The sequence below is a fragment of the Propionivibrio limicola genome, from assembly GCF_009469695.1.
Lineage (GTDB): Bacteria > Pseudomonadota > Gammaproteobacteria > Burkholderiales > Rhodocyclaceae > Propionivibrio > Propionivibrio limicola.
In genome coordinates this window covers 24122-40485 of sequence record NZ_SSSR01000014.1, presented here as the reverse complement: position 1 = coordinate 40485, position 16364 = coordinate 24122, and the positions used below count along the sequence as shown (strand labels likewise).

General features: G+C 62.8%; 17 protein-coding genes. 8 read left to right on the top strand and 9 right to left on the bottom strand.

The features are described 5' to 3' along the window. Nucleotides 1-92: 92 nt before the first annotated feature. Genes GH659_RS10395 through GH659_RS10380 form a run of 4 tightly spaced genes read right to left on the bottom strand, consistent with a single transcriptional unit; the run spans nt 93 to nt 4640 of the window. Entirely contained in the window at nt 93-1406 is a 1314-nt protein-coding gene (locus GH659_RS10395; RefSeq protein ID WP_153111339.1) for a hypothetical protein, read from the bottom strand. Next, nucleotides 1403-2584, bottom strand: coding sequence for a YbdK family carboxylate-amine ligase (locus tag GH659_RS10390; protein WP_211364195.1), 1182 nt, complete (start codon nt 2582-2584; stop codon nt 1403-1405). The genes GH659_RS10395 and GH659_RS10390 overlap by 4 nt, the downstream gene beginning before the upstream one ends. Then, the gene (locus GH659_RS10385; protein ID WP_170285872.1) at nt 2581-3852 is read right to left on the bottom strand and encodes a cation:proton antiporter domain-containing protein; all 1272 of its coding nucleotides are present in this window, start codon (nt 3850-3852) and stop codon (nt 2581-2583) included. Before GH659_RS10385 ends, GH659_RS10390 begins: the two co-directional genes overlap by 4 nt. After that, on the bottom strand, nt 3849-4640 hold the full coding sequence (locus GH659_RS10380; RefSeq protein ID WP_246167804.1) for a gamma-glutamyl-gamma-aminobutyrate hydrolase family protein: 792 nt from the start codon (nt 4638-4640) through the stop codon (nt 3849-3851). Before GH659_RS10380 ends, GH659_RS10385 begins: the two co-directional genes overlap by 4 nt. A 201-nt stretch (nt 4641-4841) precedes the next feature. Here GH659_RS10380 and GH659_RS10375 point away from each other — a divergent pair, with 201 nt between their 5' ends. Both GH659_RS10375 and GH659_RS10370 read left to right on the top strand, forming a co-directional pair. Beyond that, on the top strand, nt 4842-5363 hold the full coding sequence (locus tag GH659_RS10375) for a MarR family winged helix-turn-helix transcriptional regulator (RefSeq protein WP_153111336.1): 522 nt from the start codon (nt 4842-4844) through the stop codon (nt 5361-5363). 10 nt (nt 5364-5373) lie between these two features. Further along, nucleotides 5374-5907 (top strand): OmpA family protein, encoded by a 534-nt coding sequence (locus GH659_RS10370; RefSeq protein WP_170285871.1) that lies wholly within the window; start codon nt 5374-5376, stop codon nt 5905-5907. Nucleotides 5908-5944: 37 nt separating this feature from the next. Here the strand turns inward: GH659_RS10370 and GH659_RS10365 are convergent, their stop codons facing one another. The 4 genes from GH659_RS10365 to GH659_RS10350 all read right to left on the bottom strand — a co-directional run bounded on the left by GH659_RS10365 (nt 5945) and on the right by GH659_RS10350 (nt 9926). After that, nucleotides 5945-7021: a sulfate/molybdate ABC transporter ATP-binding protein gene (locus GH659_RS10365; RefSeq protein WP_153111334.1), complete on the bottom strand. Its 1077-nt coding sequence runs from the start codon at nt 7019-7021 to the stop codon at nt 5945-5947. Nucleotides 7022-7055: 34 nt separating this feature from the next. Continuing rightward, nucleotides 7056-7931, bottom strand: coding sequence for a sulfate ABC transporter permease subunit CysW (gene cysW / locus GH659_RS10360; RefSeq protein ID WP_153111333.1), 876 nt, complete (start codon nt 7929-7931; stop codon nt 7056-7058). After that, nucleotides 7928-8758 (bottom strand): sulfate ABC transporter permease subunit CysT, encoded by an 831-nt coding sequence (gene cysT, locus GH659_RS10355; RefSeq protein WP_153111332.1) that lies wholly within the window; start codon nt 8756-8758, stop codon nt 7928-7930. Before cysT ends, cysW begins: the two co-directional genes overlap by 4 nt. Nucleotides 8759-8918: 160 nt before the next feature. Next, the gene (locus GH659_RS10350) at nt 8919-9926 is read right to left on the bottom strand and encodes a sulfate ABC transporter substrate-binding protein (protein WP_153111331.1); all 1008 of its coding nucleotides are present in this window, start codon (nt 9924-9926) and stop codon (nt 8919-8921) included. Nucleotides 9927-10141: 215 nt separating this feature from the next. Here GH659_RS10350 and mnmL point away from each other — a divergent pair, with 215 nt between their 5' ends. The 5 genes from mnmL (at nt 10142) to GH659_RS10325 (ending at nt 15759) form a co-directional block, all read left to right on the top strand. Continuing rightward, complete coding sequence (gene mnmL / locus GH659_RS10345) at nt 10142-11089, top strand: tRNA modification radical SAM protein MnmL/YtqA (protein WP_153111330.1); 948 nt, start codon at nt 10142-10144, stop codon at nt 11087-11089. Between the two features lie 86 nt (nt 11090-11175). Continuing rightward, on the top strand, nt 11176-12060 hold the full coding sequence (locus tag GH659_RS10340) for an FHA domain-containing protein (RefSeq protein ID WP_153111329.1): 885 nt from the start codon (nt 11176-11178) through the stop codon (nt 12058-12060). A 133-nt stretch (nt 12061-12193) separates the two neighbouring features. Beyond that, entirely contained in the window at nt 12194-14428 is a 2235-nt protein-coding gene (locus GH659_RS10335) for a penicillin-binding protein 1A (RefSeq protein ID WP_211364197.1), read from the top strand. Nucleotides 14429-14972: 544 nt separating this feature from the next. Beyond that, entirely contained in the window at nt 14973-15437 is a 465-nt protein-coding gene (locus GH659_RS10330; protein ID WP_153111327.1) for a hypothetical protein, read from the top strand. A 19-nt stretch (nt 15438-15456) separates the two neighbouring features. Then, nucleotides 15457-15759, top strand: coding sequence for a hypothetical protein (locus GH659_RS10325; protein ID WP_153111326.1), 303 nt, complete (start codon nt 15457-15459; stop codon nt 15757-15759). A gap of 57 nt (nt 15760-15816) precedes the next feature. On the opposite strand, the gene cyaY is transcribed toward GH659_RS10325, so the two are convergent. After that, complete coding sequence (gene cyaY, locus GH659_RS10320; protein WP_153111325.1) at nt 15817-16146, bottom strand: iron donor protein CyaY; 330 nt, start codon at nt 16144-16146, stop codon at nt 15817-15819. A 35-nt stretch (nt 16147-16181) separates the two neighbouring features. Here cyaY and lptM point away from each other — a divergent pair, with 35 nt between their 5' ends. Continuing rightward, nucleotides 16182-16364, top strand: coding sequence for an LPS translocon maturation chaperone LptM (gene lptM, locus GH659_RS10315; RefSeq protein ID WP_153111324.1), 183 nt, complete (start codon nt 16182-16184; stop codon nt 16362-16364).

Here is a 16364-nt window from a genome sequence, read left to right as displayed (position 1 = left end):
ACCGACGGATTATAGCACCCGCCCGAAAGCGCCCTGCTTCTTGCTTAAGGCAGAAACGGCGGCAAAAAAAGCGCCAAGCCCCCCTCCTCCCGCTAAGCCCCCTTGGCTTTTGCGGCCGGCACCGGCTGGCTGGCCGCCGCGAGCGCATCCCACACCTGTTCGAGCGTCGCCAACAAGGCGGGATTCGACGCTTCCGCCCCCGGATGAGCCGCGAACAGGGCGACGACCAGACGCCGATCCACGTCGACATAAAGGCTGTTGCCGTGCGGGCCGATCAACGCAACACGCCCGGCGCGACCGCCAAGATGCACGAAGCCGTAACGGTACTCGCTGCCGTTGCGCAGACCGGCCAGGGCCGGCGGATTCGGCTTGCGTGCGCCGGCTGACGCCGTCAGCGTTTCGACGAACCAGTTGGGCACCACGCTACGGCTGCCGCGCAGGCGCGGCTCGACCAGCACTTGCCCGAGCCGCGCCCAGTCGCGCAGCGAAAGCGCCAGACCGGCCGACAGCTCGGTGCCCGCGCCATCAGTCAGCCAGAGCGCGGGATACTCGGCTCCGAGACGGGAATACAGGTTGTCGCAGAACACCTGCGCCAGCGGCTTGTTGTATTTCTCGGCCAGCGCCCAGGCCAGCAAATCGCCCTCCGGGCCCGCCGCCGGCGAGAACGCATCACGGACATGGCTTTTTTCCCACAGCTCGGGACGTGCCAGCCAGGCACGCACGCCCTTGCCCGAACCGCCCGGCCCCCAGCCGCTTTCGGCGCGCCAGGCAGCCAGCTCCTGCGCCGACCACTCGAAGCGGCCATTGGCTTCAATCAACCGCTGCACCGACATCTTGCGCAATCCGGGCGGCTCGCCCAGCGCCTGCACATGCGCAGCCAGCGACTTCTCCGGCATCAGCTTGCCCTGCGCCGCACCAATGGCACCGAGCAGCGACAACACCGGCCGCGTCCCTTCGAGCAACAGGCGCGGCTGCTTCGCCGGCAGGCCGTGCCAATAGCGCTCGGCCAGCACGCGACCGTTGTGCAGCACGAGCAGGCCATCGGCGTAAAGGCGCGATTCGAGGAGGAAGACCAGACTGCGCGCCTTCATGTCGAGCGGATCGGTGGCCTGCACCCGGGCAAGGTCGAGCCGGCGCGGAGCGACAGGCAGCTTCGACGGCGCAGTCGCCGATCTGATTTCCACCCGGGGCATGAAGGTTTCCGGCGTTTGCAGGCTGAAGCGCAAGAACTCCGGCGCCAGCCAGTTTGCATGATCGAGGCGGCTGCCGCTCACCGGCGGATTCCGGTCGAACCGTTCGATCCGACACTGCGGGGCCGCGAGCGACTCCGCGCTCGCCAAGACCAGCGGGGCCAGCAGGAGCAGTCCCGAAAAAAACGGAAGAGAAGCCAATCGCCGGCCGTTCATTGTTTTGCCTCCTTTATCGGCATGAGCGCTTCCTGCGCGAAGCGGATCGAAGACTCGCGGACCACGTCATTGAGATTGCGCTGCCTCGCATAGCGTTCCCGCAACCAGTCGGCGTCGGAAGGCGTGCCGTCGAGCGGTGCCCGCAACGACTCCAGCCAGTGCGAGCAGCCCAGCGCAACGGCATCCTCGACCAGCGAATCGAGCAAGTCGGACAGCACTTCGCGCAACGGTTCCTGGCCGCGCTTGACGGGACTGGACAGCAGGGCGTCGAGCCCGTAGCGGCACGCCTGGAACTTGTTGTAGCGCGCCACGTGCAGATGCAGGTGGGCATTGTACGGCGGCCGCGTGCGCAACAAATGGCGTGCCAGGCATTGGGCAAACGCCGCCAGCGCCGCCGCCTGGGTGACGCCGAGCGGCGTATCGCAGACGCGGATTTCGACCGTGCCGTATTCCGGCTTCGGCCGCACGTCCCAATACAGATCCTTGATGCTGCGGATGATGCCGCAGTCCTTGAGCAGCGCGTAATACTCGTTGAAATGCGCCCAGTCGCGCAGCTCGGGGCACTGGCCGCTCAAAGGAAAGGCGGAGACGGCATTCAGGCGCGCCGACTGGAAGAAGGTATCGACGCCATCGACGAACGGCGACGAAGCCGACAGCGCGATGAAGAACGGCACGAACGGACACAGCGCCTGAGTCAGCCAGATCGCGTCATCGGCCGAAGCGCAGCCGACATGGATGTGTTGCCCGAAGACAGTGAATTGCTTGGCGAGGTAGCCATAGCGGTTGAATGTCTGCGCGTAGCGCTCGCCGGGCGAGATGCGCCGCTCCGGCCAACGGTGGAAAGGGTGGGTTCCCCCGCCGCAGATCACGATGTTGTTGCGCGCACATTCCTTGACGAGTACCTGGCGCAGACCATCCAGATCGGCCCCGATCTCATCCACGCTATGGCGCGGCAGCGTGCCGACCTCGATCATGCTCTCGGTGATTTCAAGCTTGATATCGCCGAAGCGGTTGTCGTAATCGAGGATGCTGAGCAAATCGGTCGCGCCGCGCGTCAGATCGAAGTCGCGCGGCGACAGGAGCTGCATTTCCAGTTCCACGCCCAGCGTCAAGGCGGCGCTTTCCGTGAACACCAGCAGCTCTTTCCCCGCCCCTTCCGTTGTCTTCACTTCACTCACAGGACATTCCTTCCTTCGTTACCCTCGCCCGCCGCCTCGCCCGCCCGCGTGATCGCGAACCGGCAAAGCAGCGGACCGACAATTTCCATCAGCGCCGCCGCAAAAAAGGCGAGCGTCAGCGCCGAGCGCCCGATCTCGGGATAGAGGCTTGCCAGCTCGAACGCCATGAAAATCGCCGTCGCCGACAACGGCTGGATACCGACGCCGACCAGCAAGCGCTTTTCCATCGGCAGGCTGCCGCCGGCCAGCGCGGGCGCCAGCAGCTTCGCTCCGGCGCGGACGACGAGGAGGCCGAGCGCCTGTAACCCGGTCAGCCAAGTAAAGTCCTGCCAGGGCAGTGACGCGCCGACAACGACGAACAGAATGATCGCCAGCAGCCAATGCCCCTCCGGCAGATTGGTGTAACTGAGCGTCTTGTCCGCATCCCGATAAGCCAACACCGCACCGGTCAAAAACAGCGTCAGGAAGATCGGCACCGACAGCATGCGGGCGACGCCCACCGCCAGCAGGGCCGCCGCGACCAGCACGAAAACCTGCGCCAGCGACCCCTTGGGCAAGCGCCGCGCCAGGACGAGCGCCAGCCAGGACATCAGCCAGGCAATCAGCGCCGCACCGAGCGCGACCCACAGCGGATGAACCAGCGCATTGAGCCAGTCGGCGCTGTACTGGGCGTGGACGACGCCGAGCACGACGGCGAAGACGATAAAAGCCGCCGCCGAGCCCAACGCCGTATGCAGAATGATCCGCTCGGACACCTGCCCCTGTCCGTTCGCCTCCTCGATCACCAGCAGCACGACCGCCGGCGCCGAGGCCATCGTCACCGCCGCCGTCGCCGCCGCCCAGGCCGGCGTCAGACCGGCCACCGCATAGGAAAAAACGAAGATGGCGAGGAACGAGAAAACGATGTCACTCAGCGTGCCGCGCATCAACACCCAGTTGCGGAACAGCCAGCGGATGTCGAGACGGCGACCGATCTCCATCAGCAATAGACCGTGCGCCGCATCGGCCAGCGGCCGCATCTGGGCCAGCGCCGCAAAATCGATCCAGCCGAGCATCGCCGGACCGAAAAATGTCCCCGCCAGCACGTAGCCGAGTACGCGCGGCCAGCCCCAACGCGTCCGCAGCCATTCGCCGACCAGCAGACCGACAACCAGCAACAGGCTGAACAAGGCCAGCGTATCGAGCTGATCGGGAAACGGCGGCAGGAAAATCAGCCGCTCCTGCAAGCCCTCCCAAGCGGCGCGCAAGGGCGCCAGCCAGCCGTTCACCAACGCCTCCCGCGCGCCGCACCGAGAAACTCATCGAGAATCGGCGTGCAATCGAGCAGATCGGGCGCGCCGGGTGGATGGAACTCCGGGTGCCATTGCAAGCCGAGCACATACGGCCGGCCTTCGAGCCGGACGGCTTCGATCACCCCGTCCTCGTCGCTCGTCGCCTCGACCTTCAAGCCACGCCCGAGCGCCTTGATCGACTGGTGGTGGATCGACACCACACGCCCGCCCGCCTGATCGGGATAAAGACGCGCCAGGCCGGAATCGGGCGCCCAGGAAATGGGATGGTGGTGGCGGTCGTAATCGTCATGGACATGCACGAGCGGCTTGTCGACCTGGGTGGCGATGTCCTGATAGAGCGTGCCGCCCAACGCCACGTTGATCAGTTGCGCGCCACGGCAGATGCCGAGCACGGCCTTGCCCGACTCCATGAATTCGTGCAGCAACTCCATCTCGTAGGCATCGCGCACGCGGTCGCCGCTCCATTCCGGCTGCAACGGCTCCTCGCCATAGCTCTGCGGCGCCACATCGGCGCCGCCCTGCAAAATCAGCCCGTCGAGATATTGCGGATAATCGGACAGGCGGATGCAGCTGCGATGCACGATGGCATCGCCGCTGACGGCGGGGATCATGAACACCATCACATCGCGCGACATTGCCCAGTGCGCCACGGATTGTTCGAGATACTGCAAGGATTTCGACTGCAAACCGGTCGCCCCGGCCTGCGGATGATAGATGCGCGCGGAAAGCCCGATGCGCAGCGGACGTCGACTCATGATGGACATTGCCTCCTCCCGGAACAGGCCCCGTTCATCAAAGGGATAATCAGCCCCTTCCGACGATTTACGGGACTTCAACCGTCAGGGGCCTCTTGCTCGGAAATTGCTCGCTGCAAATTACATTGAACAACAATATAATTGACAGGATTACACGAGGCAACCCATCCATCTCCCAAAAGATCCTCTCAACCGCCCCGCCGACACCCCATGAACGCCGCCCTTTCATCGCAATTGAATCTGGAAATCGTCCAGCAATTTCGCATCATCTACGGATCAATGCGCCAGTATTTCCGGGAGGTGGAAGAAAGCTGCGGCCTTCCCGGCTCGCAGATGTGGGTATTGCAGGAAGCCCAGCGCACACCGGGACTAGGCATAACCGAACTGGCCGGCCGCATGGGCATCCACCAATCGACCTGCAGCCTGCTCGTGGACAAACTGGTAACCCGCGGTTACCTGACCAAGGCCCGCCAGGGGAAGGACCACCGCCGGGTTGGCATCACCCTGACCGAGAACGGCGAAAAAGCCATCGCCGCGCTGCCCGGCCCGGCCGAGGGGATCCTGCCGGAGGCCCTGGCCACCATGCCGCTCGTCGCGCTAAATACATTGAACACCCATCTATCCGAACTCATTCAGCATCTGCCCGGCCACGTTGAAGGCTATGCCCGCACGCCGTTGGCCGACATGCTGCAAAACCGTCGCGATCCCGCGCAAAAGAATGAACTGCAATGAGGTTTCACCCATGACACGCTCGCACCCAACGACTCTACTGACCATCCTGCTAACACACGTCACGCTGCTTGCTGCTGGCTGCACAAGCCTGCCGACCGACGAAGCAGCCGACGCATCGCCCGCTATCGAGACAGAAGCGACACGCCGGCCAACCCGAACGCAATCGCCCACCTCGCCACGCGATGAAGCAAAAACGATCGCCGCCATCGATGAAGACGGTGCCATTTTTTTCCCGTCAGCCGTCACCCTCGTCAATGACGCGGGCAAGGAAAAACTGCAACGCCATGCAGCACGGATCAAGGAGGCCCCGGGAATCATCGTCACACTGACCGGCCACACCGACGACCAAGGCAGCCGCAACTACAATCTGGCGATCGCCGAGCAACGGACGCTGGCGGTCGAACGCCTGCTGCGTTCCTACGGCGTCCCCGCGCGCCAGATTCGCCGCTACAGCGCCGGCAGCGAAAAAGTCCCGAAAGCCTGCCGTTCGGCCGAATGCCGCGCCAAGATGCGGCGGGTCGATCTCGACTACTCGACGGAGTAGCGAACATCGCCGAGCCGCCCGGCGCGGCGACAGACACTCAGATGCCGGAACCGCCCTCTTCGAGCGGCACTTCCGGCACGCTGAATACCTTGACCTGACGCGGCTTGAGCCAGACGCACTGGCCTTTCGCCAGTTGCAGCACGTTGGCCCGCTCGCGTGTCAGTTCGACTTCGATCAGTTCGGAGGCATGCGCCAGTTCGACACGCACCATCGGCCCGATCGCATGCACGTCCTGCACCGTTGCCTCGATGCCACCGGCGACCGGCGTGTGCTCGATGTCGATATCGTGCGGCCGGACGAACGCCAGCGCTTCCTTGCCCTTCGGTGGCACGCCTTCGGCCGAATCCGCACCGACATTGGCCCACGCACCATGCACCCGGCTGTGAAAGACATTCACGTTGCCGAGGAACTGATAGACGAACGGCGACGCCGGGTTGGAATACACCTCGTCGGGCGTACCGATCTGCTCGACCTTGCCGTGGTTCATAACCACGACGCGATCGGCCACTTCGAGTGCCTCCTCCTGATCGTGCGTGACGAACACGCTGGAGATGTGCATTTCGTCGTGCAGTCGGCGCAACCAGCGGCGCAGTTCCTTGCGCACCTTGGTATCGAGCGCGCCGAACGGCTCGTCGAGCAGCAACACTTTCGGTTCAACGGCCAGCGCCCGGGCGAGCGCGATGCGCTGCCGCTGCCCGCCGGAGAGCTGCGACGGATAACGGTCGGCCAGCCAGTCGAGTTGCACGAGCTTCAGCAAATCGAGCACGCGGCGGCGAATCTCGGCTTCCGACGGACGCTCGTGCTTCGGCTTGACGCGCAGGCCGAAGGCGACGTTCTCGAACACCGACATGTGGCGGAACAGCGCGTAATGCTGGAAGACGAACCCAACCTGGCGGTCACGCGCATGCAGGTGCGTCGCCTCCTCGCCGCCGAATTTGACCACGCCTTCATCGGCCGACTCCATGCCGGCGATGATGCGCAAGAGCGTCGTCTTGCCGCAGCCGGACGGGCCGAGCAGCGCGACCAGCTCGCCGGTCGGAATCGTCAGATTGATGTTGTCGAGCGCGACGAAGTTGCCGAAGCGCTTGCCGATATTCTGAATTTCGATACTCATGGATAGGCACCCTTCAATTCGCGTTCATTGCGGTTCAGCTCGTCTTCTCCGGCGGCAATCCCGCCTCGAGCATTTCGGTTTCCTGGCGCATCCGCCATTCGACCAGCGTCTTGGCGACCAGCGTCACCAGCGCCAGCAGGGCGAGCACCGAGGCCGCGCCAAAGGCGCCGATCGCGTTGTATTCGTTGTAAATGATCTCGACGTAGAGCGGCAGCGTGTTCGTCTCGCCGCGAATATGGCCGGAGACCACCGACACCGCACCGAACTCGCCCATCGCCCGGGCGTTGGCGAGAATGACGCCGTAGAGCAGGCCCCACTTGATGTTCGGCAGCGTGACGCGGAAGAACATCTGCCAACCGGAAGCGCCGAGCGACACGGCGGCTTCCTCCTCGTCCCGCCCCTGCGCCTGCATGAGCGGAATCAGCTCGCGGGCGACGAACGGGAAGGTGATGAACAGGGTGACGAGGATCATGCCCGGCAGGGCGAAGACGATCTTGATGCCGTGCGCCGCCAGCCACGGCCCGAACACGCCCTGCGCGCCGAAAATCAGCAAGGAAACGAGACCGACGACGACCGGCGACACGGCAAACGGCAGGTCGATCAACGTGATCAAGAGGCTCTTGCCGCGAAAGTCGAAGCGCGCGATGGCCCACGCGGCCGCCACGCCGAAGGCGATGTTGAACGGCAGCACGACGACGGCGATCAACACCGTCAGCGCAATCGCCGACAGCGCCTCCGGATGCTGGAGCGCCTCCAGATACGCCCCCCAGCCGCCGGAAAAAGCCTCGGCAAAAACAGCGACCAGCGGCAGCGCCAGAAAGAAAAAGAGAAATCCGAGACCGATGCCGGTCAGCGACAACCGCACCCAGCGCGGCTCGGCGTTGGCCTTTCTCGCCACATACGAACTCATGCGCCCGTCCTCCGAGATTGATGACGATTGGCAGACCACCACTGCAACGCATTGACGGCCAACAACAAGACAAAGGAAATCGCCAGCATCACGCACGCCAGCGCCGTCGCCCCGACCACGTCGTACTGCTCAAGCTTGGAGATGATGAGCAGCGGCGTGATTTCGGAAATCAACGGCATGTTGCCGGCGATGAAGATGACCGAACCGTATTCGCCGATGGCGCGGGAGAACGCCAGCGTGAAACCGGTCAGCAGCGCCGGAAAGATGCCCGGCAACAGCACGCGGAAAAAGGTCTGGAACCGCGAAGCGCCGAGCGACGCCGCCGCTTCCTCGATTTCCGGCTCGATATCCTCGATCACCGGCTGCAACGTGCGCACGACGAACGGCAGGCTGATGAAAGTCAGCGCCACGACGATGCCGAGCGGCGTGAACGCCACCTTCAGTCCGAGCGGTTCGAGATGGCGGCCGATCCAGCCGTTACCGGCATAGAGCGTCGCCAGCGTGATACCCGCCACCGACGTCGGCAACGCGAACGGCAGATCAACGAGCGAATCGACAAAGCGCTTGCCGGGGAACGGATAGCGCACCAGCACCCAGGCCACCACGAGGCCAAAAAAAGCGTTGATCAGCGCCGCCAGCAGCGACGCGCCAAAGGTCACGCGGTACGCCGCCAGCGCCCGCTCGCCGGTCGCAATCGACCAGAACTGCTCGAAGCTCAAAGTACTCGCCTTGAACACCAGCCCCGACAGCGGCAGCAGGATCAGCAGCGACAGATAAACCAGCGTGAAGCCGAGCGAGAGGCCAAAGCCGGGAAGCACGCGTTTCATAGAAAAAACCCCTTTTCACCACAGAGACACAGAGACACAGAGGCACAGAGAAGAGATGGAGAGCCTTCTGTTACCAAAAAACTCGCTCTCCACCTTCTGCGCAACCTCCGTGCCTCCGTGCCTCCGTGCCTCTGTGGTTGATACGGTTTTCAGATCGTATTCACTTGGCCAGATAGATCTGGTCGAACGTTCCGCCATCCTTGAAGTGCGCCGGGAAGGCCTTGCTCCAGCCACCGAACACTTCATCGACGCTAAAGGTCTTGATCGCCGGGAATTGCGCCGCGTACTTCTTGAGCACCTCGGCATCGCGCGGCCGCAGGTAGTTCTGCGCGGCGTTTTCCTGGCCATCCTTCGACCACAGGTATTCGAGATACGCCTGCGCCTGCTTGCGCGTTCCCTTCTTGTCCACCGTCTTTTCGACGATGGCGACCGGGAACTCGGTCAGGATCGACAGCGACGGATAGACGACGTCGAACCCGCCCTTGCCAAACTCCTTGGCGATCAGCTCGGCCTCGCTCTCGAAGGAAACGAGCACGTCACCGATCTTGCGCTGCATGAAGGTCGTCGTCGCATCACGCCCGCCGGAGGCGAACAGCGGCGCATTCTTCAGCAACTTGCCGACGAATTCCTGCGCCGTCTTATCACTACCGCCCGGCTGCTTGAGCGCGTAGCCCCACGCGGCCAGATAGGAGTAACGACCGTTCCCGGTGTTCTTCGGGTGCGGCAGGATCACCTGCACGCCGGGTTTCGCCAGATCAGACCAGTCCTTCAGCCCCTTCGGGTTGCCCTTGCGCACGATGAAAACCATCGTCGAGGTGTAGGGCGACGCATTGGTCGGGAATTTCTTCGCGTAATCCTTGGCCACCAGGCCTTTCTCGACGAGGAAGTCGACGTCGGAGGCCTGGTTCATCGTCACCACATCCGCTTCCAGCCCGTCGGCCACAGCGCGCACCTGCTTGCTCGAACCGGCATGCGACTGCTTGAGCTCGACCGACTCGCCGGACTTGGCTTTCCAGTGCTTCTGGAATAGCGGGTTGTAATCCTTATAAAAATCGCGGGCCACGTCGTAAGAAACGTTGAGCAAACTCGCTTGGGCAAACGCCGGCGAAACGGCCACGGCCCCCGCCGCTACCACGCTCAGGAACAACTGTCGAAGCAATCGTGACATTTCTCTTTCTCCTCAAGAAACTCCGCCGTTCGGTCTTGAACAGCAACGCCCTCACTATAGACAGCCGACATAGAACCACAAAGTCTATTTATTTATTTGTTTATTCCATAAAAACCTATATACCCAAGGACGATTTAGCGAAACCGCCGGCAAATCGCGTAAACTTTCGCCCCCTCGTCCGGTCCACGGACAACCAAGGCTTCCGCGAACACTCCATGACCACCCAACCCCTGCAATTCCACGGCCGCCGCTACCACGCCTACAACGACTGGGTTAAACAGGAACACGGCGGGCGCCTGCAAAAGATTTCGATCGACGCCGGCTTCACCTGCCCGAACCGCGACGGCAAGCTTGGCGTCGGCGGCTGCTCGTTCTGCAACAACGAGGGCTTCACGCCAAGCTACCTGCGCGAACAGCGCGAGATCGAGCGGCAGATCGACACCGGCCTCGCCTTCATGCGCCGGCGCTACCCGGAAAACAAGGGTTTCCTCGCCTACTTCCAGAGCTATTCCAACACCTACGCCGATCTCGACCAGCTGAAGAAAATCTACGCCGTCGCGCTGGGCCATCCGGACATCCGCGGCCTCGTCATCGGCACCCGCCCGGACTGCCTGCCCGACGAAACGCTCGACTACCTGCAGGAACTCGCCGAACGCACGCTGGTGGAACTCGAAATCGGCATCGAATCGTGCAGCGATGCCGTGTTGCGCGAATGCCTGCGCGGCCACGATTTCGCCTGCACGCAGGACGCCATCCGACGCGCCGCCCGGCGCGGCCTGTTCATCACCGGCCACCTGCTGCTCGGTCTGCCGCTCGAAACACGCGCGAGCCTCATCGACGGCGCCAAGGCACTGGCGCAACTGCCGATCGACGCCCTGAAATTCCACCAGCTGCAGATCGTGCGCGGCACGCGGCTGGCCAACCAGTACCGCGCCGCGCCGGAAAGCGTGCCGCTGCTCGCCCCGGAAGGCTACCTCGACGCCGTCATCGACGTTCTCGAACACCTGCCGCCCCACATCAAGATCCAGCGCCTGGGCAGCGAAGTCCCGCCCGAGCTGCGCGTCTCGCCCGACTGGGGCATGCGCCTCTCGCGCTTCCCGGCACTGCTCGATGCGCGCCTGCAAGCGCGCGACACCTGGCAAGGGCGGCTCCACACGCCGTAATTTCCGGAGAAAAGCCGCGAATCGCCAACTATCATGAAAGCGGACGAGTCAAATATGATTGAAGCATTACAGCCAACAGATCAGCCATGAACCGTGCGCGCACCACCATGCTTCTCTACGCCGAAGTCCGACGGGACGGCGGCACGAGCGATACGGCGTTCGATGACGAAAAAGCCGGGCACCCCATCGACCGCCGCCTGAACCGCATCGAGCGTGTTGTCGCGGCAAACAACGGCCAGATCAGCGAGCGTTCCGGGCACAGTCGCCTCGCCGTCTTTTCCTCGGCCGACAGTGCCCTGCTCGCCGCCCGCGAAATGCAGAAACGCTGCTCGGTTTTGCCGCACGTTTCAGGGCAGACGTTGGCCCTACGCATCGGCCTCCACTGCGAAATCGCCCACCAGCGCTCCAACGACGGCGACGAGGACGCACGCGGCACAACCGCTCGCCTCGCCGCCATCGATGACGGGATTGTCGTTTCCGACCGGCTGGCCGAAATGCTCTCCGACGACCTGCGGGAAATGACCCGCCCGCTCATCACGCCGCGATTCGCAGTTCCAGCCCTCCAGGCCGACTGGCGGGCCGAGCTTCCCAACGGACGCTACGGCGGCGAATCCTTCTTCCCCTCAAGCGTGATGCCGCTCGCCGGCGGCCCGAGCATCCGGCTGACGCTCGGACTCAAAAGCCTCCAGTTGTCACTCCACCATCCGGTCGCCACGATCGGGCGCGACCCGGCCAACGATCTTGTCGTCGTCGACGACCACGTTTCGCGCAACCACTGCCTGATCGAAGTGCATCCCGGGCGGATCGTGCTCTCGGATACCAGCACCAACGGCACCACAATCGTCACCGACGCCGGCGTCGAGACGATCATCAAACGCCGCACCGCCGTCCTCGAAGGCCACGGCTTCATCCTCCCCGGCCGCCTTTTCCGCAACGAGCGACGGGGCGGCATCCGCTTCGAGACGGTCTAACCGGGCACGCAGCACACTTCACGGCGTGCGCATCTATAATGCGCGGTCACCATTACTCCTGCGGAAGACCGCCTTGCAAACCCTCTCGCGCTGGATTCTTTACCCGATCCTCTTCATCTTCGGCCTCGCCATCATGGCCGTCGCCATCGTCGCCGTCATCCTGACGCTGGCCTATCCCAACCTTCCTTCGCTGGAAATCCTCACCGATTACCGGCCCAAGATCCCGCTCCGCGTTTACACCGCCGACGGCCATCTGATCGGCGAATTCGGCGAAGAACGGCGCGCCATGGTGCGCATCCAGGAAGTCCCCGAGACCATGAAGCGCGCGATCCTCGCCGCCGAGGACGAACGCTTCTACCAGCATCGCGGCGTCGACGCGCTGGGCATCGCCCGCGCCGCTGTCAGCAACCTGCTCGGCGGCGGCAAGCGCCAGGGCGCCTCGACCATCACCCAGCAGGTCGCCAAGAATTTCTTCCTGACTTCGGAAAAGACGTACACGCGCAAGCTGTACGAAGCGATGCTGGCTTTCAAGATCGAGAGCAACCTGGGCAAGGATCAGATTCTCGAGCTCTACATCAACCAGATTTACCTCGGCCAGCGCGCCTACGGCTTCCGCTCGGCGGCACAGATCTACTTTGGCAAGCCGCTCAACGAGCTGACGGTCGCCGAGGCGGCGATGCTCGCCGGCCTGCCGAAAGCACCGTCGGCCTTCAACCCGGTCGTCAACCCCAAGCGCGCCCGCCTGCGCCAGCAATACGTTCTGCGGCGCATGCATGAACTGGGCTTCATCGATGCGAAGCAGCATCAAGCGGCCCTGCAACAGCCGCTCGTCGTCAAGCGCGACGCCAGCGCATTCGGCGTGCATGCCGAATACGTGGCCGAAATGGCGCGCCAGATGGCCGTCGAACGCTTCCCCGAAGACATCTACACGCGCGGCTTGAAGGTTTACACCACCATCCTCAAGGCCGACCAGGAAGCCGCCTACGCCAGCCTGCGCCGCAACGTCCTCGACTACGACCGCCGCCACGGTTATCGCGGCGCCGAAGCCTACGTCGAAATGGACAAGATCAAGTCCGACCAGGACGAAGAACTCGACGAAATGCTGCAGGATTTCAGCGACTCGGAAGACCTGCACCCGGCCATCGTCCTACGCGCCGACACGAAACAGATTCGCGCCTACCGGCGCGGCGGCGAGATCGTCACCCTCAGCGGCGACGGCCTCAAATTCGCCGCCCGCATGCTGGACGACAAGGCACCGCCGAACAAGCGGCTGCTGCGCGGCGCCGTCATCCGCGTGCAGAAGGACGACAAGGGCAACTGGCGCATCACGCAGATGCCGGAAGTCGAATCGGCCTTCCTCTCCGTCGCCCCGGACAGCGGCGCCATCCGTGCCCTCGTCGGCGGCTTCGACTACAACCGCAACAAGTTCAACCACGCGACGCAGGCCTGGCGCCAGCCGGGGTCGAGCTTCAAGCCGTTCATCTACTCGGGCGCGCTCGAAAAAGGCTTCATGCCGGCCTCGATCGTCAACGACTCGCCGATCAGCCTCCCGTCCTCCGCGACCGGCAGCCAGGCCTGGGAGCCGAAAAACTACGACGGCAAGTACGAAGGCCCGATGCGCCTGCGCACGGCGCTCGCCAAGTCGAAGAACATGGTCTCGATCCGCATCCTGCAAAGCAGCGGCGTCCACTTCATCCAGGACTACGTCAGCCGCTTCGGCTTCGACGCCGAAAAACACCCGCCCTACCTGACCATGGCGCTCGGCGCCGGCTCGGTCACGCCGTGGCAGATGGTCACCGCCTACTCCGTCTTTGCCAACGGCGGCTACCGCATCCAGCCATTCATCGTCAGCGAAATCCGCAATGAAAAGAACCAGGTACTGGCCCAGGCCCAGCCGGTCACGGCCGGCGAGGAGACATTGCGCGTCATCGACCCGCGCAACGCCTACCTGATGGACAGCATGCTGCGCGACGTCACCATTTACGGCACCGCCGCCCGTGCCTCCGCCACGCTCAAGCGGCGCGACCTCGCCGGCAAGACCGGCACCACCAACGAACACGTCGACGCCTGGTTCTGCGGCTACCAGCGCACCGTCGTCGGCTGCTCGTGGATCGGCTTCGACCAGCCGCGCAGCCTCGGCAAAGGCGAAACCGGCGGCTCCGCCGCACTACCGGTCTGGATCAACTACATGGCCACCGCACTCAAAGACCAGCCCGAAGCCTTCCTGCCCGAACCGGAAGGGCTCGTCGCGCTGGACGCGGTCGCCCCCGGCAAGGGACCGGCCAAGGAGCTCTTCTACAAGGAAAACGTTCCGCAAGAACTTGAGCCAGAACCGCCGCAAGACGAAACCAGCAAGCCGGTCGACTGACCCGGAACAATCGCGCCCCGAAGAACACGGCACTCTTCAGCCGGCTTCGGGGCGCTACCTCGCGCGCAACGCGCGACGCAAAAGAGCAAAGACAGCGCACCGTGCCCTCGTCTTACGCCAAGCATTTTCTGCCCAACCCGCATTACCCAATGGACATCGCGTCCGCCGCGCTTTATCCTTCACCGACCCAATGATGAAAACATATCCAGCCGACCAAAGCTGGAATCATCGTGCGTAACAGAGAACAAACCACGGTTTCGGCCATTCGGCAGATTCACAAAACCGTGGTCTGTCCCCGTTTCTTTTCAAGCGCATGGGGTGGCTATCCGCTGACAATCCACCCAAGAAATATTGGGAACACAGCGTCTTTTACATGCAGGCAACATTGCAAAAAGGGCCAGGTTCGATTTTTCCCTTTTGTGGGCTGCTTTTAAGATTGTTTTGTTTGCCTTTTTCGTTTGGCCAGCGCGTCGGTTCAAGATCGCTAACCCGCCGCTACCGAGGGACGCGTCGCTCGCCCTCTGAGCGTCGACATTAAGCACATATGAAACCCCGAACTATATTTATTTTGACATTCGGCATTACGGCACTGCTTGTGGCCTGCGTTGTTGGGCCATGGGCAGTTGGTGAATTTTCACTCCGTCTGCTTGTGCTAGTTTTCGTTGCAACCGCATCCACGCTCGTATTTGCGCGCATCGCCGCGATGTTTGCGCTTTCCTCAATTGGTTGGCAATTGTTCTTCGGTGCTGTGATCGCTGTCTTGTCGCTCCTCATTGTCTGCTCACTTCAGTACTACCTTGCCTCGGAGTGCAACCCGGCAACTCGATACGACGGCGACCCACTGATTAGTAAAGCGTGCATCGATCAAGAAATAGCTTTTGGAGGCTTTCTTCTTGCATCGCCGGCATTTGCAGTTCTCGGAGCCGCGATTGCGGTTGTCGCGACAATGTTGGCAAAACGCTCCCCTTATTCCACCGGAACAGCTCCGTCAAACAAGACAGACCGATGAATTCAGGTTTTAGAATCTTATGAATATTCTGCTCTTAATCGGTCTCGCCAAAGCGAACGACCACTTCAGGAAAACCTGGCTTTTCGCAGCGGTTTATGCCGCAATAAACCTATTCCTGAAGCTGCTAATGCCATCGACCGCAGCAACTTTCGGCTCAATATTTCTCTCAACGGGTTTTGCCTTCGTCGCCGTAGGCTTGCTCTTGAGCTTACTGCTTCGCTTTGAAGACAGCATAGCCATGTGGCTGGCGACCCTTGCGGCAGGTCTATTCGTACTGGCAGGAGGCGCAAAATTGTTTCTGGGCGTGTGGTTTCCCCTATAAATACGATAGGTAGAACCACCTCGCCCCGGCTGCTGCGCCCAACCGGTTACCTCCGAATCACCCCAGACTGAGCCCCACCCCGGCCTGCGCCGACACCAGCCGCGACAGCGCCTGCATCAATTCCCCACCGTCGCGCGTATCGCGCCACGCGGAGCCGTCCCACCTGAAGTGGAAACCGCCGGAACGTGCGGCGACCCAGATTTCCTGCGCGGCGCCATGGCGGTTGACGATGATCTTGCTGCCGTCTTCGAACTCGATTTCGAGCACGCCGGCGCTGACCATCGCGTAGTCGAAATCGGCGTCGGACTCGTCCACCGCCTTTTCCAGGGCCGCTTCGATGCGCGCCAAGGCCGCATTGGCCAGCGCGTCAAATTCGCTTTCATTCATCCTGTGCTACCATTTTTTCCATTTGAGTTTCACCCATGCGCCGACATTCTTCGCCCTGCGCACACTCCCGTTCGCTGACCCTTGCCAGCCTGCTGGCGTTGCTGCTGCTTTCCGCCTGCGGCACGCGCGGCCCGCTTTACATGCCGGTGCCGCCGAAAGCGCCGCCAGCAGCAACACCCGCCACCGACCCGGCTTCCGATACTAACACGAGCAAATAA

What these genes read in the sequence shown, in the direction of transcription:
- GH659_RS10395 (WP_153111339.1), bottom strand. Translation starts at nt 1,406, where the DNA reads ATGAACGGCCGGCGATTGGCTTCTCTTCCGTTTTTTTCGGGACTGCTC.
- GH659_RS10380 (WP_246167804.1), bottom strand. Translation starts at nt 4,640, where the DNA reads ATGTCCATCATGAGTCGACGTCCGCTGCGCATCGGGCTTTCCGCGCGC.
- GH659_RS10375 (WP_153111336.1), top strand. Translation starts at nt 4,842, where the DNA reads ATGAACGCCGCCCTTTCATCGCAATTGAATCTGGAAATCGTCCAGCAA.
- GH659_RS10370 (WP_170285871.1), top strand. Translation starts at nt 5,374, where the DNA reads ATGACACGCTCGCACCCAACGACTCTACTGACCATCCTGCTAACACAC.
- GH659_RS10365 (WP_153111334.1), bottom strand. Translation starts at nt 7,021, where the DNA reads ATGAGTATCGAAATTCAGAATATCGGCAAGCGCTTCGGCAACTTCGTC.
- cysW (WP_153111333.1), bottom strand. Translation starts at nt 7,931, where the DNA reads ATGAGTTCGTATGTGGCGAGAAAGGCCAACGCCGAGCCGCGCTGGGTG.
- cysT (WP_153111332.1), bottom strand. Translation starts at nt 8,758, where the DNA reads ATGAAACGCGTGCTTCCCGGCTTTGGCCTCTCGCTCGGCTTCACGCTG.
- GH659_RS10350 (WP_153111331.1), bottom strand. Translation starts at nt 9,926, where the DNA reads ATGTCACGATTGCTTCGACAGTTGTTCCTGAGCGTGGTAGCGGCGGGG.
- mnmL (WP_153111330.1), top strand. Translation starts at nt 10,142, where the DNA reads ATGACCACCCAACCCCTGCAATTCCACGGCCGCCGCTACCACGCCTAC.
- GH659_RS10340 (WP_153111329.1), top strand. Translation starts at nt 11,176, where the DNA reads ATGAACCGTGCGCGCACCACCATGCTTCTCTACGCCGAAGTCCGACGG.
- GH659_RS10335 (WP_211364197.1), top strand. Translation starts at nt 12,194, where the DNA reads ATGGCCGTCGCCATCGTCGCCGTCATCCTGACGCTGGCCTATCCCAAC.
- GH659_RS10330 (WP_153111327.1), top strand. Translation starts at nt 14,973, where the DNA reads ATGAAACCCCGAACTATATTTATTTTGACATTCGGCATTACGGCACTG.
- GH659_RS10325 (WP_153111326.1), top strand. Translation starts at nt 15,457, where the DNA reads ATGAATATTCTGCTCTTAATCGGTCTCGCCAAAGCGAACGACCACTTC.
- cyaY (WP_153111325.1), bottom strand. Translation starts at nt 16,146, where the DNA reads ATGAATGAAAGCGAATTTGACGCGCTGGCCAATGCGGCCTTGGCGCGC.
- lptM (WP_153111324.1), top strand. Translation starts at nt 16,182, where the DNA reads ATGCGCCGACATTCTTCGCCCTGCGCACACTCCCGTTCGCTGACCCTT.